Source organism: Ruegeria sp. A3M17, from assembly GCF_003318255.1.
Taxonomy (GTDB): domain Bacteria; phylum Pseudomonadota; class Alphaproteobacteria; order Rhodobacterales; family Rhodobacteraceae; genus Ruegeria.
This window is the reverse complement of sequence record NZ_QOCF01000014.1, coordinates 321,076-343,750: the sequence shown is the minus strand read 5'-3', so window position 1 is coordinate 343,750 and position 22,675 is coordinate 321,076. Positions and strand designations below refer to the sequence as shown.

26 protein-coding genes are annotated in these 22,675 nt (G+C 58.1%); 14 read left to right on the top strand and 12 right to left on the bottom strand.

Translation table 11 applies throughout. The annotated features are described in order from the left end of the window. Nucleotides 1–4: 4 nt before the first annotated feature. Nucleotides 5–505 (bottom strand): YbjN domain-containing protein, encoded by a 501-nt coding sequence (locus tag DS906_RS09110; protein ID WP_058275545.1) that lies wholly within the window; start codon nucleotides 503–505, stop codon nucleotides 5–7. Between the two features lie 314 nt (nucleotides 506–819). After that, a complete protein-coding gene (locus DS906_RS09105) occupies nucleotides 820–1,068 on the bottom strand; it encodes an accessory factor UbiK family protein (RefSeq protein ID WP_113789861.1) in 249 nt (82 codons plus the stop codon). A gap of 97 nt (nucleotides 1,069–1,165) precedes the next feature. Here DS906_RS09105 and lgt point away from each other — a divergent pair, with 97 nt between their 5' ends. The 5 genes from lgt (at nucleotide 1,166) to DS906_RS09085 (ending at nucleotide 5,384) form a co-directional block, all read left to right on the top strand. Next, nucleotides 1,166–2,053 carry a prolipoprotein diacylglyceryl transferase gene (lgt, locus tag DS906_RS09100; RefSeq protein ID WP_113789860.1) on the top strand — a complete coding sequence of 296 codons (888 nt, stop codon included), beginning with the start codon at nucleotides 1,166–1,168 and terminating at the stop codon, nucleotides 2,051–2,053. Further along, a complete protein-coding gene (locus DS906_RS09095) occupies nucleotides 2,050–3,117 on the top strand; it encodes a class I SAM-dependent methyltransferase (RefSeq protein ID WP_113789859.1) in 1,068 nt (355 codons plus the stop codon). The genes lgt and DS906_RS09095 overlap by 4 nt, the downstream gene beginning before the upstream one ends. Continuing rightward, nucleotides 3,114–3,872, top strand: a complete 759-nt coding sequence (pgeF, locus tag DS906_RS09090; RefSeq protein ID WP_113789858.1) for a peptidoglycan editing factor PgeF — start codon at nucleotides 3,114–3,116, stop codon at nucleotides 3,870–3,872. Before DS906_RS09095 ends, pgeF begins: the two co-directional genes overlap by 4 nt. Nucleotides 3,873–4,141: 269 nt before the next feature. Beyond that, complete coding sequence (locus tag DS906_RS22625; RefSeq protein WP_255415383.1) at nucleotides 4,142–4,270, top strand: hypothetical protein; 129 nt, start codon at nucleotides 4,142–4,144, stop codon at nucleotides 4,268–4,270. Between the two features lie 331 nt (nucleotides 4,271–4,601). Continuing rightward, the gene (locus tag DS906_RS09085; protein ID WP_113790034.1) at nucleotides 4,602–5,384 is read left to right on the top strand and encodes a Hint domain-containing protein; all 783 of its coding nucleotides are present in this window, start codon (nucleotides 4,602–4,604) and stop codon (nucleotides 5,382–5,384) included. 116 nt (nucleotides 5,385–5,500) lie between these two features. On the opposite strand, the gene DS906_RS09080 is transcribed toward DS906_RS09085, so the two are convergent. Beyond that, the gene (locus DS906_RS09080; protein ID WP_058275538.1) at nucleotides 5,501–6,001 is read right to left on the bottom strand and encodes an Lrp/AsnC family transcriptional regulator; all 501 of its coding nucleotides are present in this window, start codon (nucleotides 5,999–6,001) and stop codon (nucleotides 5,501–5,503) included. A 226-nt stretch (nucleotides 6,002–6,227) separates the two neighbouring features. Here DS906_RS09080 and trxB point away from each other — a divergent pair, with 226 nt between their 5' ends. From trxB to DS906_RS09055, 5 genes are all read left to right on the top strand, one after another. Next, complete coding sequence (gene trxB, locus DS906_RS09075; protein ID WP_113789857.1) at nucleotides 6,228–7,169, top strand: thioredoxin-disulfide reductase; 942 nt, start codon at nucleotides 6,228–6,230, stop codon at nucleotides 7,167–7,169. A 4-nt stretch (nucleotides 7,170–7,173) separates the two neighbouring features. After that, entirely contained in the window at nucleotides 7,174–7,650 is a 477-nt protein-coding gene (locus DS906_RS09070) for an RES family NAD+ phosphorylase (RefSeq protein WP_113789856.1), read from the top strand. 51 nt (nucleotides 7,651–7,701) lie between these two features. Next, nucleotides 7,702–9,372 carry an adenylate/guanylate cyclase domain-containing protein gene (locus DS906_RS09065; RefSeq protein WP_113789855.1) on the top strand — a complete coding sequence of 557 codons (1,671 nt, stop codon included), beginning with the start codon at nucleotides 7,702–7,704 and terminating at the stop codon, nucleotides 9,370–9,372. Between the two features lie 206 nt (nucleotides 9,373–9,578). After that, nucleotides 9,579–11,297 (top strand): bifunctional sulfate adenylyltransferase/adenylylsulfate kinase, encoded by a 1,719-nt coding sequence (locus DS906_RS09060; protein ID WP_113789854.1) that lies wholly within the window; start codon nucleotides 9,579–9,581, stop codon nucleotides 11,295–11,297. Nucleotides 11,298–11,407: 110 nt separating this feature from the next. Continuing rightward, nucleotides 11,408–12,265 (top strand): hypothetical protein, encoded by an 858-nt coding sequence (locus DS906_RS09055; protein ID WP_113789853.1) that lies wholly within the window; start codon nucleotides 11,408–11,410, stop codon nucleotides 12,263–12,265. Here DS906_RS09055 and DS906_RS09050 read toward each other — a convergent pair. The 4 genes from DS906_RS09050 to DS906_RS09035 all read right to left on the bottom strand — a co-directional run bounded on the left by DS906_RS09050 (nucleotide 12,262) and on the right by DS906_RS09035 (nucleotide 14,755). Beyond that, the gene (locus tag DS906_RS09050; RefSeq protein ID WP_113789852.1) at nucleotides 12,262–13,131 is read right to left on the bottom strand and encodes a glycosyltransferase family 10; all 870 of its coding nucleotides are present in this window, start codon (nucleotides 13,129–13,131) and stop codon (nucleotides 12,262–12,264) included. The two genes, DS906_RS09055 and DS906_RS09050, sit on opposite strands and share 4 nt — an antisense overlap. After that, on the bottom strand, nucleotides 13,128–14,015 hold the full coding sequence (locus DS906_RS09045; RefSeq protein ID WP_113789851.1) for a PhzF family phenazine biosynthesis protein: 888 nt from the start codon (nucleotides 14,013–14,015) through the stop codon (nucleotides 13,128–13,130). The genes DS906_RS09050 and DS906_RS09045 overlap by 4 nt, the downstream gene beginning before the upstream one ends. A 96-nt stretch (nucleotides 14,016–14,111) precedes the next feature. Then, entirely contained in the window at nucleotides 14,112–14,336 is a 225-nt protein-coding gene (locus tag DS906_RS09040) for a DUF1150 family protein (protein WP_113789850.1), read from the bottom strand. Between the two features lie 5 nt (nucleotides 14,337–14,341). Beyond that, nucleotides 14,342–14,755, bottom strand: coding sequence for an Hsp20 family protein (locus DS906_RS09035; protein WP_113789849.1), 414 nt, complete (start codon nucleotides 14,753–14,755; stop codon nucleotides 14,342–14,344). Between the two features lie 164 nt (nucleotides 14,756–14,919). Here DS906_RS09035 and DS906_RS09030 point away from each other — a divergent pair, with 164 nt between their 5' ends. The 4 genes from DS906_RS09030 to DS906_RS09015 all read left to right on the top strand — a co-directional run bounded on the left by DS906_RS09030 (nucleotide 14,920) and on the right by DS906_RS09015 (nucleotide 17,529). Continuing rightward, complete coding sequence (locus tag DS906_RS09030; RefSeq protein ID WP_058275529.1) at nucleotides 14,920–15,144, top strand: YdcH family protein; 225 nt, start codon at nucleotides 14,920–14,922, stop codon at nucleotides 15,142–15,144. A 77-nt stretch (nucleotides 15,145–15,221) separates the two neighbouring features. Then, a complete protein-coding gene (purE, locus tag DS906_RS09025; RefSeq protein WP_113789848.1) occupies nucleotides 15,222–15,707 on the top strand; it encodes a 5-(carboxyamino)imidazole ribonucleotide mutase in 486 nt (161 codons plus the stop codon). After that, a complete protein-coding gene (locus tag DS906_RS09020) occupies nucleotides 15,704–16,462 on the top strand; it encodes an NAD(P)-binding domain-containing protein (protein ID WP_113789847.1) in 759 nt (252 codons plus the stop codon). The genes purE and DS906_RS09020 overlap by 4 nt, the downstream gene beginning before the upstream one ends. Further along, entirely contained in the window at nucleotides 16,462–17,529 is a 1,068-nt protein-coding gene (locus DS906_RS09015) for a 5-(carboxyamino)imidazole ribonucleotide synthase (protein ID WP_113789846.1), read from the top strand. The genes DS906_RS09020 and DS906_RS09015 overlap by 1 nt, the downstream gene beginning before the upstream one ends. 1 nt (nucleotide 17,530) lies before the next feature. Here the strand turns inward: DS906_RS09015 and DS906_RS09010 are convergent, their stop codons facing one another. The 5 genes from DS906_RS09010 to DS906_RS08990 all read right to left on the bottom strand — a co-directional run bounded on the left by DS906_RS09010 (nucleotide 17,531) and on the right by DS906_RS08990 (nucleotide 22,506). Then, nucleotides 17,531–18,682, bottom strand: a complete 1,152-nt coding sequence (locus tag DS906_RS09010) for an alpha-D-ribose 1-methylphosphonate 5-triphosphate diphosphatase (RefSeq protein ID WP_113789845.1) — start codon at nucleotides 18,680–18,682, stop codon at nucleotides 17,531–17,533. Beyond that, entirely contained in the window at nucleotides 18,679–19,452 is a 774-nt protein-coding gene (locus tag DS906_RS09005; protein WP_113789844.1) for an alpha/beta fold hydrolase, read from the bottom strand. The genes DS906_RS09010 and DS906_RS09005 overlap by 4 nt, the downstream gene beginning before the upstream one ends. A gap of 38 nt (nucleotides 19,453–19,490) precedes the next feature. After that, complete coding sequence (locus DS906_RS09000) at nucleotides 19,491–20,333, bottom strand: DMT family transporter (protein ID WP_113790033.1); 843 nt, start codon at nucleotides 20,331–20,333, stop codon at nucleotides 19,491–19,493. Nucleotides 20,334–20,520: 187 nt separating this feature from the next. Beyond that, complete coding sequence (gene groL / locus DS906_RS08995; RefSeq protein ID WP_113789843.1) at nucleotides 20,521–22,164, bottom strand: chaperonin GroEL; 1,644 nt, start codon at nucleotides 22,162–22,164, stop codon at nucleotides 20,521–20,523. 54 nt (nucleotides 22,165–22,218) lie between these two features. After that, nucleotides 22,219–22,506: a co-chaperone GroES gene (locus DS906_RS08990; protein ID WP_058275523.1), complete on the bottom strand. Its 288-nt coding sequence runs from the start codon at nucleotides 22,504–22,506 to the stop codon at nucleotides 22,219–22,221. Between the last annotated feature and the right edge of the window lie 169 nt (nucleotides 22,507–22,675).

Genomic DNA, 22,675 nt, shown 5'->3' with positions numbered 1-22,675 from the left:
ATCTTTACGCGCGGCCGTAGGCCTCTGCAATGGCGACCTGCATGGCATCCTCGGGATCGCGGTTGCCCCAGGTTACCAGTTGGATCGCGGGATAATAACGCTCGGCGCTCAGAACCGCGGCGGTGATCATCGTGTCGATCTGCTCCGGGCTGGCCATCTGGCCACCCGCAAGAACCAAACCGTACCGGTAGACCATCAGCTTTTGATTGGCCCAATACGTAAATGCACCGGCCCAGCACTGATCATTCATCTTGTTGAGCAGCTCATAAAGCACATTCTCGCGCTCGGAAGGCGGTTCCATTTCGAAAGAACACACCATACGGAGCGTTTCATCATAGTTGGACCAGGCCAGAGTGATCGAGTATGTGCGCCACTGCCCTTCGACAGCCATGGCAATCTGATCATCCCCGATTCGGTCGAAATCCCAGTCGTGGTGTTCGGCAAGATGTTCAACAATGTCGATTGGATGAAGGTCTTCTTCGAGAAACTGTTCGGAAAGGGCCATAATGCCACCTCACTAATCTCTAGCCTTTTAGGGGCTGGCAGCGCCCCAGCGCTAGTTGCTTGCTCTACAAGCCGGGCTTCCCCCGTCTGCCTGTACTAGATATGGTGCGCCGCTGGCAGGGTTCTGGCAACCCTATTTGTTGGGGATAACATCAATAAGTTGTGGACAGTCGGCAACGGCGATCAAAATATTGGTGCCACCGCCAGCTTTGTCTTGATTAAATTTGGCAAGACGTCAGAATACACAACACCGCACAATCCCGGCGTGGATTGCGCGGCGGCTTTCTTTTTTTCAAAATCTCGCGTGTGCGGAACTTATTTGTCCAGCTTGGCTTCAAGCGTCGCAAGGCGCGCCTCAAGCGCTGCGTTCTCTTCGCGCGCTTTCTGGGCCATGGCGCGCACAGCATCAAATTCTTCGCGCGTGACGAAATCGCGGTCGGCCAGCCAGCGGTCGATCATCGACTTCATCGCGTTTTCGGCCTCGTCCTTCGCGCCTTGGGCCACGCCCATGGCGTTGGTCATCAGTTGGGAAACGTCATCAAGAATCTTGTTACGGGTTTGCATGGCTTTACTCCGGTATCGCGGTTGGTCTCTATATGGGTAAAGAATGGCCCGGGCTCAAGGTTGACTTGCCCCGCTAACCCCGGGCAATGAGACGCACATGCAGGCTGTTCTGAATTTCCCCGACCTTTCGCCCGAAGTTTTCTCGATCTCGCTGTTCGGGATGGAGTTCGCACTCAGGTGGTACGCGCTGGCCTATATCGCCGGTATTCTGATCGCATGGCGATTGGGTACTGCGGCGCTGAAGCGCCCGGCCCTCTGGCCTGATCAAACACCACCGATGAAGCCGCAGCAACTTGAGGATCTGATCACCTGGATCATCCTTGGGGTGATTCTCGGCGGGCGACTGGGATTCGTTCTGTTTTATCAACCGGCCTATTACTTATCGCATCCACTAGAGATTTTGATGATCTGGCAGGGCGGCATGGCCTTCCATGGTGGTCTGCTGGGGGTTGTCGTTGCGTCCTATCTCTATGCGCGGCGTTACCAGGTGCCGGTATTGTCTTTGGCCGATCTGATCGCACATGCTGTCCCGCCTGGGCTGCTGTTAGGGCGGTTGTCGAACTTCACTAATGCCGAGCTTTGGGGGCGACCCAGCGACGTTCCATGGGCGGTGATCTTTCCTGGTGGTGCCGCACAGGATTGCCCGGGTGTTGTTGCCGGGATGTGTGCCCGACACCCCTCGCAGCTTTATGAAGCTGCACTGGAAGGTTTGTTGCTGGGCGCACTTCTACTGTGGATGGCCTATCGGCGTGGGGCGTTTCACAAGCCCGGTCTGGTGATGGGTGTTTTTCTGGCAGGCTACGGCGCCTCACGCTTTGTCGTTGAGTTCTTTCGTCAGCCAGACGCACAGTTCGTCTCGGCTGGGAATCCACTGGGGTTGGCGTGGCACGTGGGCGGCTATGGCCTGACCATGGGGCAAATGCTGTCGCTGCCAATGATCGCACTTGGCCTGTGGTTTGCGCTGCGTGCGCGACGCACTCAATGAACCTTAAGGATCACCTACTGGCGCAAATTGCGCTGAATGGCCCGATGAGTGTGGCCGATTTCATGACCGAATGCCTGCTGAACCCCAAGTTTGGATACTACACCACCCGTGATCCGCTGGGCGCGCAGGGGGATTTCACCACCGCTCCCGAAATCAGCCAGATGTTCGGAGAGGTGATCGGGCTTGCTCTGGCGCAAAGCTGGATGGATCAAGGCAAGCCGGACAGGTTCATTCTGGCCGAGCTGGGACCGGGACGCGGCACTCTGATGGCGGATATCCTGCGCGCAACCAGCAGCGTATCCCGGTTTCACGAGGTCGCAGAAATTGTTTTGTTCGAAGCCTCCCCTGCCCTGCGGGACAGGCAGGCGCAATCGCTGAGCGGTCACAATCCGCGCTGGATCGATACACTCACCGACCTGCCCCAAGCCCCCCTGTTTTTGGTGGCGAACGAGTTTTTTGATGCCCTGCCAATCCGCCAGTTCATACGTGACGGCGATGGCTGGTGCGAACGTCTGATCGGTGTGCAGGGCGAATCGCTGACGTATGGGCTGGGGCCGAACACAGCTCAGGTCGCGCTAACGGATCGCATGACCGATACCCAAGATGGCGATCTGGTTGAACTTTGCACGGCCGCAATCCCGATCCTGACTGTGATCGCAGGGCGGATCGCCACTTATGGCGGGGCGGGTCTGATCGTGGATTACGGTGACTGGCATTCGCTGGGCGACACGTTTCAAGCTTTGCAATCACATGAAGTTGTTGATCCCCTGCAAGCTCCGGGTCGGGCGGATCTGACCGCGCATGTAGATTTCGAGCCCCTTGCTATTGCCGCACGCGCCGCCGGTTGCGCCCATACAAAGCTGACACCTCAGGGCATGTTTCTGGAACGGCTGGGCATCACGCCCCGCGCACAGGCGCTGGCTGCGCCACTCGGCGGGTCTGAGCTTGAGACGCTCATTGCTGCACATCGCCGGTTGACGCATCCCGAGGAAATGGGAAATCTGTTCAAAGTACTGGGCCTCTATCCTTCTTATGCTGCACCTCCACCGGGACTGGAACCATGACATTGGAAATTCTGACCTCGGACGTCCTATCGCCTGTCCGCCACGGGTTCTTCAGCCGTCGAGGCGGTGCGTCTTCCGGAATATTCGCGGGCTTAAACTGCGGCTATGGCTCGTCTGACCAAACCGAAGCAGTGGCAGTGAACCGTCAGCGCGTCGCCGCCGCTATGGAGGTCAGCCCGGACGCATTGGTCGGCGTGCATCAAGTGCATTCCCCAACTGTTCTGACGGTGGACGCTCCGATAAATGGCGACAAAACCAAAGCGGATGCGGTTGTCACCGCAACCCCGGGACTGGCTCTGACGATTCTGACAGCGGATTGCCAACCGGTCCTGTTTGCCGATTCTGACGCGAACGTGATCGGCGCCGCGCATGCCGGGTGGCGCGGTGCTTTGGACGGTGTATTAGAGGCAACCCTGGACGCGATGGAGGCATTGGGCGCGCAGCGGGAAAACACCGTCGCTGTCATTGGTCCTACTATTTCACAAGGCGCCTATGAGGTCGGCCCAGATTTCCTGGATGAATTCGCTGCGGATTCGCCCGATAATCTCAGGTTCTTTGCAAACGGTAATGGGGATCGGTTGCAGTTTGACCTGCCCGCCTTTGGTTTGCACAAGTTGCGGCAAGCTGGCGTGGGTCAGGCCGAATGGACGCGGCACTGCACCTATTCAGACCCGGACAGATTCTATTCCTACCGCCGCTCAACCCACGCGAAAGAGGCCGATTACGGCCGCCTGATTTCCGCCATTAAATTATAACCCGCGCCCCAATTGTGGCAAAATCGCCGCTTTTTTGCCACATTTGTTGTGTCTGTTTGAGTCGAGACATTTTGATTTTTATTGTCCGCACTCAGATGTTTATCAAGTGATTTTCCAGCAGTGCGAGGCATTCCGAAAGAAGAGGATCTGCCGACCTTCAACTTTGCTGCTTTAACCCCGGATCAGCCTTATCGGTGCCGTATTGACGCATCACAGTGATCCGACAAGGGAAACCGGGTGTTCAACCTGATACGAGCAGGAATAATAACATGAAGGTTAAATCTCGCTTTCTCAGCGCCGTTGTTGCGGCGACGCGAGAGCAGGCACCGGAAATGCCGTGGAAACGGGTTTCCAGTTCTTCGGTCAGGGTCGCGCGCCGCTTGGCACGCCAACGCTGACCAAAGCCCAAGGAACCATGCTGCCGGTTCCAAGGGTCAAGACACACATCGGAGGGGTGCTCCGGGCCGATGTGTGACTAACCGCTGAAATTTCCAGCGGCCATGTTCAGGGGTGTGTGTGCGCAGGTAATTTCCGCCTGCGTTTTAGTGAGTTTGTCTGGGGGGTCAGTGTGTTGACCAAAGAAAAGCGGAAATTTATCGCGTCGCGACGCCGGAATGGCGTGCGCATTATGGTCGCTCTCTCATTAAAGACAAAGAAAACGCCGGTCAGATTGCCCTGTACGGAGGGCTCTACCCGTCTGGACGGTATTTTAGAGGGGACGGAATGAAAATGACAATTCCACATTCCTTGACGCGCGCAGCCAGAAACGCGGTCGAAACTTCGGCCATGCTGCGCGAAATCCCAAGGACAAAAGCAAGACCAAAGGCGCAGTTGCGGCGCTATGAGGTCAGTACCTTGATGCCAAACGGAGATGTTTCGCAAACGCGCCACATCGCCCCGGCATTGCCCATGTTCGAAGACGCCTTTTGTGCCTTTACACGCGGATCCCTGGTGGAAACCGAAAACGGCCCATTGGCGATCGAAGATCTGCTGCCGGGCGATTTGGTTCTGACACAGGATGGCGCGCTGCAGACCGTGTTGTGGAAGGGGTCGGTGACCCTGATTCCCGGGCGCGAGGATTCGCGTGGCCGAACACGCCCGCTAACTCGGATCATGGCCGATACATTTGGCATGCAAAAACCGCTGTCCGGCGTAATCGCGGGACCCGCAGCACGTCTGCTGGGCGCACCTGCGCATCTGCGCCATTTGCACGACGGGGCCGAAATTCTGACCCCTGTCCATGAGTTCCAGGACGGTATGAGCGTGATCGAAACGCTGCCGCCGACACCGATTGAACTGTTTCACATCTGCCTGAAACGCCACTCGGTCATCAAGGTCGACGGCCTGCAATTCGAATCCTATCATCCGGGAGTGAACGCCGTGCGTCAGGTCAGCCGATCGCTTAGGTCGATCTACCTGAACTTGTTCGCGCATATCGAATCGCTGAACGATTTTGGCCCGCTGGTTCTGCCGCGCGCCGGAGACGGTGAGGTAGACGCGCTTACGGCCTGAAAACAATAACTAACTGCAGTGTGGGGGCATTATGCAGCTGATAATTAGTTGGGTTCTATCATTGACGGTCGCAGCATTTCTGCCGCCGTCAAAACCGCATCAAAAGCGAATGATGTTCACGCCGTCCGGTTCATTCGTTCTTCCAGAACGTCGAAGGGAACGCCGGGTTCGTCCTTGGCGCCGCGAATAACCAGCGATGTTTTCACGCTGGCTACATTGGGCGTGGTCAGCAGCTCGCCCGTCAGGAACTGCTGAAAACTACTCAGGTCGGGGGCGACGCATTTCAGGATAAAGTCCACCTCGCCGTTCAACATGTGGCATTCCCGGACCAGCGGCCATTCGCGGCAGCGTTCCTCAAATGCGTTAAGTTCGGATTCGGCCTGGCTTTCCAACCCCACCATGGCAAAGACCTGAACCTCGAACCCCAACTCGCGTGAGTTCACATCGGCATGGTAGCCGCGAATAAGCCCGGATTCTTCCAACGTACGCACGCGCCGCAGGCAAGGCGGCGCTGAAATACCTACGCGTTTTGCCAACTCGACATTGGTCATGCGACCGTCTGCCTGCAATTCTGCCAAAATCTTGCGGTCAATCTCATCCAGCCGTATCGCGACCATGAAATGCTCCTAATTTTTCGGTTGTTATATCAGCACCCGACCAATGCGCAATTATCTTTCGCACCTGCGCAATATTCTATATTTTCAATGTTCTTTTTTTGGGCACCTTGCTGTAAATGCACGGCTGCCTGTCAAAAGGTTGGGGGTTTAAGCCCTGCGCGACGCTCGCTATATCCATCCGTCAGGGGCCACGCGCCCCAATCAGGCAGATCGAGTTGGGGGTACTATGGCCGAAACACGACACACCAGGGTTCTGATCATCGGATCGGGACCGGCCGGTTACACGGCCGGCGTTTATGCAAGCCGCGCGATGCTGGAGCCGATTCTGGTTCAGGGCATCGAGCCGGGCGGCCAGCTGACCACAACGACCGAGGTCGAAAACTGGCCCGGAGACACCGAGGTTCAAGGCCCCGACCTGATGGTGCGCATGCAAGACCATGCGAAGGCGATGGGCTGTGAAATCATCGGCGACATCATCACCGATCTGGACGTCAGCAAACGCCCGTTCACTGCAACGGGCGACAGCGGCACCGTTTATACGGCTGATGCTGTCATTCTGGCCACTGGCGCACGCGCCAAGTGGCTGGGGCTGCCGTCGGAAGAAAAATTTAAGGGCTTTGGCGTTTCGGCTTGCGCCACCTGCGACGGGTTCTTCTATCGCGGGCAGGAAATCGTGGTGATCGGCGGCGGCAACACCGCTGTCGAAGAGGCGCTGTTTCTGACCAATTTTGCCAGCAAGGTTACTCTGATCCACCGCCGCGATGAATTGCGCGCGGAAAAGATTCTGCAAGACCGGCTGCTGAAGCATGAAAAAATCGAACCCCTGTGGTTCCACGAGTTGGAAGAGGTGACCGGCACCGATGCCCCGCTGGGCGTTGAAGGTGTACGCGTCAAAAACGTGAAGACCGGCGAGATCACCGAGATCCCCTGCAAAGGCGTTTTTGTCGCGATCGGACACGCACCTGCCAATGAACTGGTCAAGGACTCACTGGAAAGCCATATGGGCGGCTATGTCGTGACCAAGCCAGGTTCGACCGAGACCTCGGTGCCGGGTGTTTTTGCCGCCGGGGATCTGACGGACCATATCTACCGGCAGGCTGTGACCAGCGCCGGCATGGGATGCATGGCCGCACTGGATGCCGAGCGTTTCCTGGCCGAACAGGATTGATCTGATGCTGGAATTCTCCGGCCCGGTCTGGAGAATTCTGTTTCTGACACAATTGGACGCCCCTTTGGCCCCTGCCCGGGCGCCCGAGGGGCGTTTTCATTATTCGGGGCAGACGGCGCTTTACGCCTCGCTCAGCGCAGAAGGTGCCGGGATTGCCATTCGGCGATATGTCTCGGCTGGCGATCCGCCACGGGCCTTACAACGGGCAACCGTGACAGGCGCAAAACTGGTCGACTTACGTGGACAGAGCGAGGCATCGGTCGTTTGGCAGGACATTCACGCCAAACGGGGCACCTCGCCGACATGGCGGTGCTCGGACCGCGCGCGTGACGCAGGCGCTGACGGGTTGCTATACAGCTCCCGCTCGCGCCCCGAACTTGGCCACATCGTCCTGTTCGATACGTCGCCTTCGCTGATCCGCGCGAATACGCCGCCAACGGATTGGACACCGCCCTATCCGCAACCTGCGCTTGACCGCTAGGCTGCGGCGTATCAGACTCGGCCTCAGGCGAGACCAATGCAGGTGATCTGATTGAAAACTGTTCTGTGGCAAGGCGGGTGGGCAACCCGGCTGAGGATCGGCAGCGGCCTGGTTCTGTTCGCTTTTGCGTTCTTTCACTTCATCAACATCGGCCTTGGTCTGTTTCACACGGACTACCTGCATGGCATGCAGGATGCCCGGCATGTAATCACACGCCACGATGTCGGCAGCATAATTCTCTATGCTGCTCTCTTGATTCACGCGGGGTTAGCCCTGTACTCGATCAGCCAGCGCCGGACTTTGCGCATGCCGTTCAGCACGGGGTTGCAGATGGTTCTGGGGTTGTTGATCCCACTGCAGCTGATCTCGCATATCGTGCAAACGCGCTATGCAAACACGGTCTACGATGTGAACGATGAAATGGGCTATATCATCGTTCTGATGTGGCCCAGCTACGCGGTCTGGATGCAAAGCCTGTTGTTGCTGGTGGTGTGGGTACATGGCTGTATCGGACTGCACATGTGGCTGCGGCTGACCCGCTGGTGGCCCAAGCTGGTGCCATATCTGATTGGTCTGGCTGTGTTTGTTCCGACATTTGCCCTTGCCGGGGTGCTGACGGAGGGGCGCCGGATCTGGGCTGACTTTGCAGACCCGTTTTTGCGCGAACAATATATCGAGCATTACAACTGGCCCTCTCCCGAAGACTTCCAGCAGCTGTTCAGCGTAAAAGACAATGCGCTCATGGCGTTCTGGGTGGCCCTTAGCGCATCCTTGGCGGTATTTGCGATCCGCAAGCTGTGGCGCCGCCGACATTCCGTGCGCGTCAAGTACGCTCAAGGCCCTGAGGTCGTTGCCGAAAAAGGGATGACCCTGCTTGAAATTTCCCAGGCCAACGGCATTCCACACACGGCGCTATGCGGTGGCAAAGGGCGCTGCACCACCTGCCGCGTGATTGTCGAGGAGGGCGGGGATCAACTGCCCAAACCCGGTGAGGTCGAAGCCCGAAGCCTAGCTGCGGTCAGCGCCCCGGCGGGTGCCCGGCTGGCATGCCAAATCCGCCCGATGGCTCCGATCACGGCGTTTCGCATGTTCCGCTCGGATGGCGCCCGACACCGGGCACATGCAAGCCAGGGTCAGGAACGGCAATTGGCGGTCCTGTTTCTGGACATGCGCGGCTTTACCTCACGCACTGCTGGCCAACTGCCCTATGACATCGTTTTCCTGCTGAACCGCTTTTTCGACGCCATCGTTCCCGCGATCACGGCTGAGGGCGGAGTGGTCGACAAATACATGGGCGATGGCCTGTTGGCCGTGTTCGAAACCGCCGACGCGCGAAGCTCTGCGCGTGCCGGGATGAAAGCAGCCATTGATATCAGCCTTGCCTTGCAGCGTTTCAATCAGCAGTTGGAAACAGAGGGCAGTCCTAGGATCCGCATCGGAATGGGTCTGCATCTGGGGGACCTTGTTCTGGGTGAAATCGGTGCCGCAGGCCACGCTGCCCGTACAATCATCGGCGACACCGTGAATGTGGCCAGCCGGTTAGAGGCCGAAACCAAAACCCTGGGCTGCGAACTTCTGGTCTCGGAAGAGTTATTGCTGGCGGCAGGATATGACGGCGATATGCGGCAGGTTCGCCCATTCGACCTGCGTGGCGTGACGCGCCCGATTCCTGCCCTGCCCGTCCCCAAAGCCGCAGATCTGAACGCCAGTGTTGCTGCATAAGAACACTCGCTCTCAATTCTGTGGAATTGTTGCCCGCCTCGGGAACCAGCTTCGCAGTTTGCCACACAAACCGGAATATCCTTCCATTGCGTGGAAAAACCGCGCATATCTTCCTTTGTTTCACCAAGGTATATGGACTTCACCCAAAAGCCGGGGCAAACGCCCCTTAATCACTGGCAAAACAGCACTTCGATAAGAGTATTCCTATGACGATGTTAAGTAACCTGGCCCCAATCCCCGAATTGTTCGTGTCCTACGATTCAGCACAGAAACTGAAGGTGGAAGCCGCAGATCTGACCAGCTGGGACCTGAGCCCGCGCCAGATCTGCGATCTGGAATTGCTGATGAACGGCGGGTTCAACCCCCTCAAGGGGTTCCTGAGCCAGGCGGACTACGACAATGTCGTTGAAAACATGCGGCTGGCCGACGGCACCTTGTGGCCGATGCCCATTACTCTGGACGTGGACGAGGCGTTTGCCGACAAAATCGAATTGGGCCAGGACATCGCTCTGCGTGATCAGGAAGGCGTCATTCTGGGCACCATGACCGTTACGGATCGCTGGACGCCTGACAAAGCGCGTGAGGCCGAGAAAGTCTTTGGTGCAGATGATGACGCCCACCCGGCGGTGAACTACCTGCACAACGTGGCGGGCAAAGTTTATCTGGGCGGTCCTGTGGTCGGCATTCAACAGCCGGTCCACTATGACTTTCGCGCGCGCCGCGACACTCCGAACGAGTTGCGCGCCTATTTCCGCAAAGTCGGCTGGCGGCGCATCGTGGCATTCCAGACCCGCAACCCGCTGCACCGCGCGCACCAGGAACTGACCTTTCGCGCCGCGAAAGAGGCGCAGGCCAACCTGCTGATCCATCCGGTCGTGGGCATGACCAAACCGGGCGACGTGGATCATTTCACCCGCGTTCGCTGCTATGAGGCGGTACTGGACAAATACCCGGCCTCGACCACATCAATGTCACTGCTGAATCTTGCAATGCGCATGGCAGGCCCGCGCGAGGCCGTCTGGCACGGGCTGATCCGTGCAAACCACGGCTGCACGCACTTCATCGTTGGCCGCGACCATGCGGGCCCGGGCAAGAATAGCCAGGGCGAAGATTTCTACGGCCCCTATGACGCGCAGGATCTGTTCCGCAAATACCAAGATGAGATCGGCGTCGAGATGGTTGATTTCAAACACATGGTCTATGTGCAGGAACGCGCGCAATACGAGCCGAACGACGAAATACTCGACAGGGACAACGTCACCATCCTGAACATCTCGGGCACAGAACTGCGCCGCCGTTTGCGTGAAGGTCTTGAGATTCCGGAATGGTTCTCGTTCCCCGAAGTTGTACAGGAACTGCGCAGCCGCTTCCCGCCGCGTTCGCAGCAGGGATTCACGGTGTTCTTTACTGGCTTCTCAGGCTCGGGCAAATCGACGATAGCCAACGCTCTTATGGTCAAGCTGATGGAGATGGGCGACCGCCCTGTTACCTTGCTGGATGGTGACATCGTTCGGAAAAACCTGTCGTCCGAACTGGGTTTCTCGAAGGAACACCGCGACCTGAACATCCGCCGCATTGGCTATGTAGCTAGCGAGATCACCAAGAACGGCGGCATCGCAATCTGCGCCCCGATCGCGCCCTATGCCACGACCCGCCGTGCGGTCCGGGAAGAGATCGAGCAATTCGGCGCTTTCTGCGAGGTTCACGTGGCTACCACCATTGAGGAATGCGAACGCCGTGACCGCAAGGGACTGTATAAACTGGCCCGCGAAGGCAAGATCAAAGAGTTCACCGGCATCTCGGACCCGTATGACGTACCCGCGGACCCCGAACTGAGCGTCGAGACCGAAAATGTCGAGGTCGACAACTGCGCCCATCAGGTTCTGCTGAAACTGGAAAGCATGGGTCTGATTGCAGCATCCTAATTGCTACATCGAACAAGCAAAGCGGCCAGAATTGGCCGCTTTGCTTGTTGATTGACATGCGAACGCTGCCTTGGTGCACATGCAGACCCTAACCAAAAAGCAAAGTGCCCATGACCCGCGACCTGCCTGCAATTGCCAGTTTCTGGTTCGGTTCAGACCTGAGCTGGCTCGAGGCGTTATGCATTCAATCCTATCTGGATAACGGTCACCGGTTTATCCTGTATACCGTGCATGACATCCAAGGCGTGCCTAACGGTGCCGAGATACGGCCCGCTTCTGATATCCTTTGGCCCGCGCCATTTGATTTCAAACCGGAAGACCGGTTGGGGGTCGCAGTGTTTTCTGACATCTTTCGACTGCGGCTTATGCGGAAAACCCCGTTCATCTGGGTCGATCTGGATGCATATTGCGTCAGGCCATTCGACTTTTCTTCGTCTTACGTTTTCGGGTCGTCGCGATCAGGCACCTTTCCCAACGGCGTCCTGCGGCTGCCGGAAGGTTCAGAGACACTGGCGTTATGGATTGACTTCGTGACCTCTGCCAACCCAACCCAGCCCTGGCGTGGCGGGCGGCTATTTCGACACAATCGCAGGCGCATCCGAAACGGAGAGACCTGGGGCATTGAAACACTCCCCTGGGGCAGCTCTGGCCCCAAGGCGCTGGAGTTTTTTCTGCGCCAGACCGGCGAAGACAGCCACGCGATGCAGCCGGATGTGTTCTATCCTTTGGACAAGGAACAGCTATGGAAACTGCACGATCCGCGCATTTCCACGGTCGAGATCGAACGGGATAAGGTGCATTCAGTCCACATCTACGGACATCAGAAAAAATTCATGGCAGGCAAAACCGCCGGGCTGCCAGTCAGCGGATCATATCTGCAGCGGCTTTGCCTTCGACATGGGATCGACGCCTCGGCGAATCCTATCTTGCCGGTGGGGTGGCTGACCCCGCGGCCATCGGACGACTAGGCCGCGTTTATCTGTTCCCGGAGGGTTCGCACCGCACGGCCCTCAAAGTCACCGACCTCTGCCGCCTTGCTTTGCGCAGCTTTTAGATGTGGCAGGCGTTCGGCATAGTCGTCAGCGGACAGGCCGTTGATTGCGCGCTGAATGTCGGCTTCGGACTCACAGAGGATCATACCGGCTGTGTCAATGAAGTCCCCGATATTCGGACACCCCCAATAGATCGGGACCGTTGAACACAGGACCGCATCTGTCAGCTTTTCCGAGAAATAGTTCTTCTCGCGCACATTCTCGATCACAACGGAATAGCGATACGGGGCCAGCCCGTCTGATTTACGATCAAACGGTGTGTATCCCCGCCCCATAATATCCACGTTGGCGCCCGTTTCACGCACCCAGTCAATCACCGAATGGCGCAGTTGGTGACCCTCCAGATCGCGTTTGGCTGAGGCAATGAGCGAACAAGACTTCGTTTTCTCTACGTTGAGGTCTCGCCAATCCGGCACCATCGTCACGCCGTAGGGCAGAAACACCGCATTGGGAAGGTTGCGCAACAGCACATCATGAAATGTCATCACCCGAAAGAACCGCCGCCATGTGTAGCGGAGCATCTTGTCGTGCTTGGCGTGAATGGCCGACGGCTCGCCCATCATCAGGGAAATTCGGGCGCGGGTTCCCCGGCGCAGGCGCAAATGCACGGTAGAATTGGGATACATGATCAGGTGGTCAGTACGCTCAAGATCGCCAACCGTTTTGCCCACCAACCGCTCGGGGCACCCTTCCGGCCAGATCAGATCAGACAATGGAACCGAAGCCAGCTTCGGCCCCAAACGGTGCCCATAAGGAAGGATGGCAATCGCGGGTTCGGTCATGACAGTTGCCCGGGCAAATTAACCTGACCACGCATCAGAACATAGCCACAACCCGCCACCTTGATACCAGTCATTGCATCGGCGGGTCCAACGCGTGTAACGGTCGCTTGGCCGGGGCGGCCCAAGTCGTGGCCCTGTTCTGCCGTAAACGTATCTTTGGGCATCAAGCCATACTTCCACAGATAAGCTGCCATCGCCCCGGTTGCGGATCCCGTGAACGGATCCTCGGGCGGGCTGGGCGGCAGCATCAACAGACGTGAGAATGTGTCGCCCGCCTCAGTCGCACCTTCCAGCGTTACAAGGAAGGGCTCGGCCATGTCCGACCCGGAATACCCGCCTGCTTCGATCACTTTTCGCAAAGGTTGTTCAGCCAGCTTCGCGGCGCGCAAGGCTTCATGATCGCGCAATACGGTGACACAAAAGGGCAACCCTGTGGATACCATCTGAGGTGGGGAGATGATCGCGCTTTCCGGCAGGCTGATGGCGGCGGCAACCAGATCGGCAGGAACCATCGCACCGAATTGCGGGGCAACCTGCGTCATCTCAATTTCATCACCATTGAGTTGGATGGAAACGATCCCTGCCCCGGTGTCCAGTGTCAGTGCATCCCCCTGAAACAACCCACGCGACCGCATCGCCGCGACGGTGGCAATGGTTGGATGCCCCGCAAAAGGGATTTCACGGCTGGCCAGAAAATAGCGCACTTGGAAGTCGGCCACGTCAGACGGTCCGGTAAAGGTACATTCGACCAAGGACGTTTCGCGCACGTAAGCGGTACAGACATCTTCGGGCAGGACGGCCCCACCATGCACCACGGCGCATCCATTGCCGCCAAATGCGCGGTCGCTGAATGCGTCCACCCAGTCAAAATCAAACCAACTCATGTTTGGTGCCTCCGCCCTGCGAACCCGTATTGGTTCGCATATCTCACCCGTGGGGCGGCGGATGTCACGGAAAAATCACACGCTGCGGGGGCCGTTTTAGTGCACGGCCACCGGGGAAAAGTCATGTTCGCGCGCCAGAATAAAAGCCAGCTTGCGATCTGCGACCAGGGCCAGTTGCTGACCATCTGAGTCATGCACAGCGTAGAGCTGATTCAGATCACCGGCCTGTTCGCGCACTTCGCGCGGCAGGTCAGCAACATCGACAGCTTTTACATAGACGATCCGGTCGCCTTCGGTGTTGATTTCAATCGGTGTATTCATTGCTCTTACCCCTTCCGTATATTGATTGTCTGAACCACGGTTTCAGGCACGGCGCGGGTCAGATCCACATGCAGCAGACCGTTTTCCATGATCGCCTCGCCCACCTCGACACCGTCCGCCAGCACAAACATGCGCTGGAACTGACGCGCTGCGATGCCGCGATGCAGAAAGATGCGCCCCTCGCTATCGTCGTGTTGACGGCCCCGGATCACCAGTTGGCGATCCTCGATGGTAATCGACAGGTCCTGTTCCGCAAAACCGGCCACAGCCAGCGTGATGCGATAGGAAAAATCCGAGGTCTGTTCGATGTTATAGGGCGGATATCCTTCGTTTCCGGCCTTTGCAGACCGTTCCAGAAGGCGTTCCAATTGCTCGAACCCCAAAAGATGCGGGTATGAGCCAAGAGTAAGTTTCGACACGTATTTTCGTCCTTTATTGCCAAAGCGACGTGTGGTGCGGTCCCATTCTGGCAACCGCGTAAGATAGAATATGGGAATATGCAGGGATGTCCACAAGGTCTGGCCGGATAAACCCTGACACACTATCTTGTGTGGAATGCACCACAACAACAACCGAGTCGTCCATGAATGCGCCCACTGACATTTCAATGAAAACAGATGAAGTTCTTCGGGTCGAGCTGGAGGTCTTTCGCCGCCAGCACCGCGATCTAGACGAGGCGATCGAGGCGCTGCAAGCCACGGGGACGTCGGATCAGTTAACTATCAAGCGGCTGAAAAAGCAGAAACTGCGCCTCAAGGACATCATTCGCCTGATCGAGGATCGTCTGACCCCGGATATCATCGCCTGATGGCCCTGTACCGCATTGCCAGATAGGCCGATTTGGCTATAGTGCGCGCTCTTTCGACAGGCAGGGGCGACAAGCGGATGAGCGATGTGAAAGTGGGGATCATCATGGGCAGCCAGTCGGACTGGCCCACGATGAAAGAAGCCGCAGATATTCTGGATGAACTGGGCATTGCGTATGAAAAACGCATCGTTTCAGCCCACCGCACCCCAGATCGCCTTTGGGACTATGGCAAAACCGCTGTTCAGCGCGGCTTGGATGTGATCATCGCAGGCGCAGGTGGTGCTGCGCATCTGCCCGGGATGATGGCCTCAAAAACCCGCGTGCCGGTGATCGGTGTGCCTGTGCAGACGCGGGCGCTGTCCGGCGTCGATTCGCTGTATTCCATCGTGCAGATGCCCAAGGGCTTTCCGGTGGCGACGATGGCCATCGGATCGGCCGGTGGGGCCAATGCCGGATTGATGGCGGCCGGTATCCTTGCCCTGCAAGACGCAGCGCTGGCTGATCGTCTGGATGCCTGGCGCACGGCCCTTTCGGCCTCAATCCCCGAGGAACCGCAGGGATGAGCCGTATCGGCTTCATCGGAACCGGACATATTGCAGCCCCCATTGCGCGCTTTCTTGCGGCCAAGGGGCACGAGATCGCCGTGACTGAGCGCAACGCCACAGTCTCGGCCGAACTGAAAGCTGAACTGGATGTCGTGGTCGCGAACCCACAAGCGGTTCTTGACGCATCAGACATCGTTTTTCTTTGCCTACGCCCCCAAATCGCTCCGAACGTTTTGCAACAGCTAAACTTTCGCTCGGATCAGCAGATCGTGTCGGTGATGGCGGCTGTATCGGTGGATCAACTCGCTGTGCTATGCGCCCCCGCAACTGACTTTGTACAAACGATCCCACTAGGTTTTCTTCAACAAGGTGGATGCCCGCTTGCAGCGTTCGGAAACGACGCCTTGCTGGCTGAACTGTTCGAGCCCGAGAACCCGGTCGTTAAGGTATCCAACGAGGCCGCGTTGAATGCACATTTTGCCGTCTGCGCCATGGTCCCGGGCCTTCTGGACGTGTTGGCAACGGGTGCCGAGTGGCTGGCCGAGCAAACGGGCGACGCGGATGCCTCAGAGTTTTATACAACACAGTTGCTGTCCGGATTTCTGCACACAATGCAAACCGGGCAAGCCGGGCGTTTGGTCGAAGAACGGGACGCGCTGGCAACGGATGGAACACTCAGCCTGCAAATGACGCAGGCCTTGCATGCGGGCAACGCACATGATGCGCTGCGCTCGGCCCTGCAGGCGATTGGAAAAAGGTTGGAGACAGACTGATGACGGACATGCTTGCTCCGGGGGCGCGGATTGGAATTTTGGGCGGAGGCCAGTTGGGCCGGATGTTGTCCGTCGCGGCGGCCCGGTTGGGCTTTGTAACCCACATCTTTGAGCCGGGTGCCAACCCACCCGCCGGTCAGGTGGCGGATCGTGTGACCACTGCAGCTTATGATGACGCAGCGGCGCTAAAAGAGTTCGCCGAGTCCGTCGATGTCATCACCTATGAATTCGAAAACATCCCGACCGAAGCGCTGGACCTGCTGGAAGCACATTGCCCTATCCATCCGGGGCGCGAAGCGCTGCGTGTCAGTCAGGATCGACTGACCGAAAAGACTTTCCTTGCCGGGTTGGGTTTGAAAACAGCGCCATTCGCCGACATCACTGATCTGTACAGCCTAAAGGCAGCGATTGACCAGATTGGCACGCCAGCCATCCTGAAAACACGTCGTTTCGGCTATGACGGCAAGGGACAGGCGCGGTTGCGCGGTCCCGAGGATGCCGAGGCCGCACTGGCCGATATGGCAGGCGCGCCCGCAATCCTCGAAGGGTTCGTCAATTTCAGCCACGAAGTATCGGTCATCGCCGCCCGCGGCATCGACAGTCAGGTGGCCTGTTTCGACCCCGGCGAGAACGTGCACCGCGACGGCATCCTGCATACGACCACGGTCCCTGCCCGCCTAGCCCCGGCACAGCGGACGGATGCGGTTCTGTTGGCCGCCAATATCTTGAACGCGCTGGATTACGTCGGTGTCATGGGTGTCGAACTGTTCGTCACGTCAGAAGGTTTGATCGTGAATGAGGTTGCGCCTCGGGTGCACAACTCGGGTCACTGGACACAGAACGGCTGCGCTGTGGATCAGTTCGAACAGCATATCCGCGCCGTGGTTGGTTGGCCCTTGGGTGATGGGCAGCGCCATTCGGACGTGGTCATGGAGAACCTGATCGGCGACGATATGGACCGCGTGCCGGAATTGGCACGGGAACGCGACGTAGCGCTGCATCTCTATGGCAAGGCCGAGGCAAAGGCGGGCCGCAAGATGGCGCATTTCAACCGCATCACGCGGTGACTCAGCCCACGAACCGTGCGGCGATATCGCCTGACATGAAGCTAACCCGCCCGCCCGCCAGCGTGGCGGCGACGCGGTGGGATTGCGCCTCAAGGATCACCATGTCTGCGCGTTGACCCGGGGCGAGAGTGCCCCGGTCCTGCAGCCCTAGCACCCGTGCCGGCCCTGATGACACCAGCGCCCATGCCATTGCCAAATCCAGCAGGCCAGATTTGGCAAGCATCAGCGCAGCGCGCCGCGGGCTGGGATAGTGATAATCCGATGCCAAGGCATCACACAGCCCCATCGTGATCAGATCCAACGCACTGACGTTGCCCTTGTGCGATCCGCCACGCACCACGTTGGGTGATCCGAGAATTACGTGATCCCCAGCAGCCCGTGCAGCCTCGGCTGCCTCTAGCGTTTCTGGGAATTCCGCGACCTGCGCCCCCCGCGCCCGCCAATCTGCGCGGGTTTGGGCGGTTGCGTCGTCATGACTGCCCATACGGACACCCTGCTCGGCCAGCGCCGTACAGAGCGTGTCCAAGGCAGCGGGCACATCATCCCGGCGGGCATGCATGGACAGCAGCATCTCAAAATGTGCGTCCGGATTGCGCCCTGCCTTAAGCGCCTGCCCCGTCAAACGTGGCGGCTTGCGCCCCTCGGCCAACCGGTCATGCGGCAAGTGGTCGTTGAACACGACATAGGGCACCTGCCAATCGGTGATGCGTTCAGGCAGGCTGGGGTATTCCGCCAGCATGTGTGTTTCGAACCGCAACTGAGGCAGCAGATCGGTCACGACGCGATCTTTGACCGACGCGATAGCATCAAACACTTGGCCAGCGAATTCCGGGCCGCGCACGCCGCCTTCCCAACTCAGGAACTGGGCCAGAACCGACGTCGTAATCCCGTTGGCGGCCAGTTCAGCCTCGACCGACAGGATGCCCTCGTCCATCTGCTTCATCGCCCCTCGTCGTGGTGCGATGTGGCGCTCGAACCCATCACCGTGCAGATCGATGATACCGGGCAACACGAGATACCCGGACAGATCGATTGTTCGGCCTGCGCGGTCTGCTTGCACGATCCCCTCGGAAATGGGCAGGTCTGCACGAGTCATCCCTTGGTCCGGCAACAAGACCTCTGCGCCGGATAAAGTCAGAGAAAGTGCAGTCATTGAGAAGGCTCCGACGCGGGTTCCGAGCAATCCTGCCCGATGCAGATTTCGTCGATAATTTCCATCACCCCGTCCAACCATGTAATCTGTGGGTCGAACTGTCCGAACTCGATAAAATGCAGCGCCTGTGCCATCACGCGGGGGTTGTTCATCATGAATGTGTGGGTCACTGGCAGTACGATATGGTCCGCCATCCCGTCGACCTTGGTGGTCTCAACCGAGACCTTGCCGTCATCCGACCCATCGATCATCGACGAAAACAGCGGGTTCAGCGAATTCTCGCCGGCGATGACACCGAGTTCAAAATCTGCAGGCGGTAGTTGCCTTGGGATACCTTCGGGGCCCGTGCCCAGCGCCAGACCAGCCGGACCATTCAGCATCCCGAATACCTCATACGCGCTAAGTTCATCCACCAACTGACTGCCCTGATTGGGCGGCCCGAGCATGACTACGCGGCCCAGATTCTCCGGATGGTTATCCTGCAACCAATAGCGCAACAGGATGCCGCCCATCGAATGCGCAACCACATTGACCTTGTCGTCGCCGCATTCGGCAAATGCATCTGGCAGCGTCTTTGCGGCAAGTTCGGGAATAGGCAGGTCCGTGGACGGATACCCCGGGCGCACGACGGTATAACCATGCGTCTTGAACAGTTGTTCCATGACGGTAAAGGACGCTTCGGTCCGTGCCAGCCCATGCAGCAGCACCACGCATTTTGCCTGCACAATGGCAGGCACAAAGAACAGAAAGAGGGCAAGCAAATAACGCATAGCCGCCAGATAAGGCCTAACGTCCAGCGAATAAACCCCTACCGCGGCGTCCTGCGCAGAACGGCCAGTGCAATTCCGCCCAATACCAGACCCGCCCCCAGGATCAGGCGCAGACTGGCGGCCTCACCCAGCAGGAGGACACCGCCAATAATGGCTAAGATCGGAACGCTGAGTTGCACGACCGCCGCCGTTGTGGGCGTCAATTCCCGCAGAACCTGATACCAAAGCGCATACCCCATCCCCGAAGTGACTGCGCCGGCCAACGCGGCCAGCAAGTATCCGTTAGCGGTCATTTGCCAAGCCCCTCCTGTCGCCAACAAAGCCAGCGTTGTCACGGGCAATGCCACGACAAAATTGGCCGCAGTGCCGGATAAGGCATCCGGTTCGGACTTACCAACCAACGAATAGATCGCCCAGCCGATCCCGGCGGCGATCATCAGGGCAGCCCCGGTCGGGTTGACCTGTATCGATCCGGACGGCCACAGCACGTAGCCCAACCCCAGCAACGCGATTGCGGCGCCTGCGCTCTGCCGACCAGTGGGCAGCGTGCCTTTCACTGATGTCACAGTGAACATCGTCACCTGCACCACCCCAAACAGGATCAGCGCGCCAAGACCCGCGTCCAGCGTCAGATAGGCGACCGAGAATCCGATCATGTACAGGGACAACGACCCCGCCCCGGCAATCCTGCGTTGGTCAAACAGGGGCAAGTGGCCAGCCCTTAGAAGAACCAACCCGGCCAGCACCACTGCACCAGCTAAGACCCGCACCACGGCAAAGGCAGCAGGATCGCTGGCGCCACTATCAATCGCCATCCGATTGAGAATTGAGTTGGACGCAAAGGCGCACATCGTCAGGCACGTGAGTAGGAACAGTTTCATATCAACCGCATAGCCGGTTTCGGCGCGTTTTGCACACTCACATTCCTGCGGGATGGTCCGCAAAACGAAACGGGGCCGCCCGAAGGCGACCCCGTCCCTAGATACTAAGGCTTCCCTCTCGGCAGCTTGGCCTTACAGCCAAGCGCCCTTCGGGGCCGTCAGAATTCGCCGAGGCGAATTCGACGTCTTACATCATGCCGCCCATGCCGCCCATGTCGGGCATGCCGCCACCAGCAGGCGCACCTTCTTTGGCGGGCTTGTCAGCAACCATTGCTTCGGTGGTGACCAGCAGGCCAGCAACCGATGCTGCATCTTCCAGCGCGGTGCGGACAACTTTGGCCGGATCGATCACGCCAAACGAGAACATGTCGCCATATTCTTCGGTCTGAGCGTTGAAGCCGAATGCAGCGTCTTCGTTTTCACGAACCTTGCCAGCAACAACCGCACCGTCAACACCCGCGTTCTCGGCGATCTGGCGCAGAGGCGCTTCGATGGCTTTGCGAACGATGTTGATGCCTGCGCTCTGGTCAGCGTTTGCGCCTTCCAGATTTTCCAGTGCTTTACCGGCCTGAACCAGAGCAACACCGCCACCGACAACAACGCCTTCTTGAACAGCTGCGCGCGTTGCGTTCAGAGCATCGTCAACACGGTCTTTGCGCTCTTTCACTTCAACTTCGGTCATGCCGCCGACGCGGATAACAGCAACACCGCCTGCCAGTTTGGCAACGCGCTCTTGCAGCTTCTCACGGTCGTAATCCGACGAGGTTTCTTCGATCTGAGTGCGGATCTGAGCAACACGTGCTTCGATCTCGGCTTTCTCGCCAGCACCGTCGACGATGGTGGTTTCGTCTTTGGTGATTTCGATTTTCTTGGCGGTGCCCAGCATGTCCATGGTGACGGACTCGAGCTTCATGCCCAGATCTTCGCTGATGACCTGACCGCCGGTCAGGATTGCGATGTCCTGCAGCATGGCCTTACGGCGATCGCCGAAGCCCGGCGCTTTGACAGCAGCAATTTTCAGGCCGCCGCGCAGTTTGTTGACAACCAGAGTTGCCAGCGCTTCGCCTTCAACGTCTTCAGCAATGATCAGCAGCGGCTTTTGCGACTGGATCACTTGCTCGAGCAGAGGAACCATCGGCTGCAGCGAGGACAGTTTCTTTTCGTGCAGCAGGATCATGCAGTCTTCGAGATCTGCGATCATCTTGTCGGCATTGGTCACGAAGTAAGGCGACAGGTAGCCACGGTCGAACTGCATGCCCTCGACAACATCGGTCTGGGTTTCCAGGCCTTTGTTCTCTTCAACGGTGATGACGCCTTCGTTGCCAACCTTCTGCATCGCGTCTGCGATCTGTTGGCCGATTTCAGTTTCGCCATTGGACGAAATGGTGCCAACCTGAGCAACTTCTGCCGAGTCTTTGACTTCACGCGATGCTTCTTTAATGCCCGCGACAACCTTGGCAGTTGCCAGGTCGATGCCGCGCTTCAGATCCATCGGGTTCAGGCCCGCTGCAACCTGCTTCAGACCTTCGCGAACGATTGCCTGTGCCAGAACAGTTGCAGTGGTGGTGCCGTCGCCGGCTTCGTCATTGGTGCGGCTGGCGACTTCTTTCACCATCTGCGCGCCCATGTTTTCGAACTTGTCTTCCAGTTCGATTTCCTTGGCAACCGATACACCGTCTTTGGTGATGCGCGGTGCGCCGAAAGATTTGTCCAGAACCACGTTGCGGCCTTTGGGGCCCAGGGTCACTTTGACAGCATCGGCCAGGATGTTCACACCTGACAGCATGCGGTTGCGGGCATCGGTGTCGAACTTGACGTCCTTAGCAGCCATGTTGTTTCTCCTTGAGAAAAATGTTGGAAATGAAGATCAGAGACGCGCGGGCGCTTACTCGATGATCCCCATGATGTCGCTTTCTTTCATCATCAGCAGCTCTTCGCCGTTGACCTGAACCTCGGTGCCCGACCACTTGCCGAACAGGATCTTGTCGCCAGCTTTTACAGCCATTGCGATCAGTTCGCCGCTGTCCTTGCGTGCGCCTTCACCGGTCGAAACGACTTCGCCTTCGCTGGGCTTTTCTTTTGCGCTTTCGGGAATGATCAACCCGCCTGCGGTTTTCTCATCGCTTTCGGTACGACGAACCAGCACGCGGTCATGAAGCGGTTTCAATGCCATCTTTGCAGCTCCTTGGGCTCAAAGTTTATCTATCCTCCCCCCGCCTTTCAGCGAGGCGTTAGCACTCGATAGTAGAGAGTGATAACGACGCATAGCTAGGGGGTCGAAATGACCGAGTCAACAAGTTGCCAAAATATTTTTCGCACGTAGAACCACAAACCGTCCGGTT

Excerpts from the sequence above, each read along its gene's own strand:
- lgt (WP_113789860.1), top strand. The coding sequence starts at position 1,166 with ATGCAGGCTGTTCTGAATTTCCCCGACCTTTCGCCCGAAGTTTTCTCG.
- DS906_RS09060 (WP_113789854.1), top strand. The coding sequence starts at position 9,579 with ATGACGATGTTAAGTAACCTGGCCCCAATCCCCGAATTGTTCGTGTCC.
- DS906_RS09050 (WP_113789852.1), bottom strand. The coding sequence starts at position 13,131 with ATGACCGAACCCGCGATTGCCATCCTTCCTTATGGGCACCGTTTGGGG.
- DS906_RS09030 (WP_058275529.1), top strand. The coding sequence starts at position 14,920 with ATGAATGCGCCCACTGACATTTCAATGAAAACAGATGAAGTTCTTCGG.
- DS906_RS09110 (WP_058275545.1), bottom strand. The coding sequence starts at position 505 with ATGGCCCTTTCCGAACAGTTTCTCGAAGAAGACCTTCATCCAATCGAC.
- purE (WP_113789848.1), top strand. The coding sequence starts at position 15,222 with ATGAGCGATGTGAAAGTGGGGATCATCATGGGCAGCCAGTCGGACTGG.
- groL (WP_113789843.1), bottom strand. The coding sequence starts at position 22,164 with ATGGCTGCTAAGGACGTCAAGTTCGACACCGATGCCCGCAACCGCATG.
- DS906_RS09080 (WP_058275538.1), bottom strand. The coding sequence starts at position 6,001 with ATGGTCGCGATACGGCTGGATGAGATTGACCGCAAGATTTTGGCAGAA.
- pgeF (WP_113789858.1), top strand. The coding sequence starts at position 3,114 with ATGACATTGGAAATTCTGACCTCGGACGTCCTATCGCCTGTCCGCCAC.
- DS906_RS09020 (WP_113789847.1), top strand. The coding sequence starts at position 15,704 with ATGAGCCGTATCGGCTTCATCGGAACCGGACATATTGCAGCCCCCATT.
- DS906_RS09070 (WP_113789856.1), top strand. The coding sequence starts at position 7,174 with ATGCTGGAATTCTCCGGCCCGGTCTGGAGAATTCTGTTTCTGACACAA.
- trxB (WP_113789857.1), top strand. The coding sequence starts at position 6,228 with ATGGCCGAAACACGACACACCAGGGTTCTGATCATCGGATCGGGACCG.
- DS906_RS09010 (WP_113789845.1), bottom strand. The coding sequence starts at position 18,682 with ATGACTGCACTTTCTCTGACTTTATCCGGCGCAGAGGTCTTGTTGCCG.
- DS906_RS09015 (WP_113789846.1), top strand. The coding sequence starts at position 16,462 with ATGACGGACATGCTTGCTCCGGGGGCGCGGATTGGAATTTTGGGCGGA.
- DS906_RS09000 (WP_113790033.1), bottom strand. The coding sequence starts at position 20,333 with ATGAAACTGTTCCTACTCACGTGCCTGACGATGTGCGCCTTTGCGTCC.
- DS906_RS09045 (WP_113789851.1), bottom strand. The coding sequence starts at position 14,015 with ATGAGTTGGTTTGATTTTGACTGGGTGGACGCATTCAGCGACCGCGCA.
- DS906_RS09105 (WP_113789861.1), bottom strand. The coding sequence starts at position 1,068 with ATGCAAACCCGTAACAAGATTCTTGATGACGTTTCCCAACTGATGACC.
- DS906_RS09040 (WP_113789850.1), bottom strand. The coding sequence starts at position 14,336 with ATGAATACACCGATTGAAATCAACACCGAAGGCGACCGGATCGTCTAT.
- DS906_RS09055 (WP_113789853.1), top strand. The coding sequence starts at position 11,408 with ATGACCCGCGACCTGCCTGCAATTGCCAGTTTCTGGTTCGGTTCAGAC.
- DS906_RS22625 (WP_255415383.1), top strand. The coding sequence starts at position 4,142 with ATGAAGGTTAAATCTCGCTTTCTCAGCGCCGTTGTTGCGGCGACGCGA.
- DS906_RS09005 (WP_113789844.1), bottom strand. The coding sequence starts at position 19,452 with ATGCGTTATTTGCTTGCCCTCTTTCTGTTCTTTGTGCCTGCCATTGTG.
- DS906_RS09095 (WP_113789859.1), top strand. The coding sequence starts at position 2,050 with ATGAACCTTAAGGATCACCTACTGGCGCAAATTGCGCTGAATGGCCCG.
- DS906_RS09085 (WP_113790034.1), top strand. The coding sequence starts at position 4,602 with ATGACAATTCCACATTCCTTGACGCGCGCAGCCAGAAACGCGGTCGAA.
- DS906_RS08990 (WP_058275523.1), bottom strand. The coding sequence starts at position 22,506 with ATGGCATTGAAACCGCTTCATGACCGCGTGCTGGTTCGTCGTACCGAA.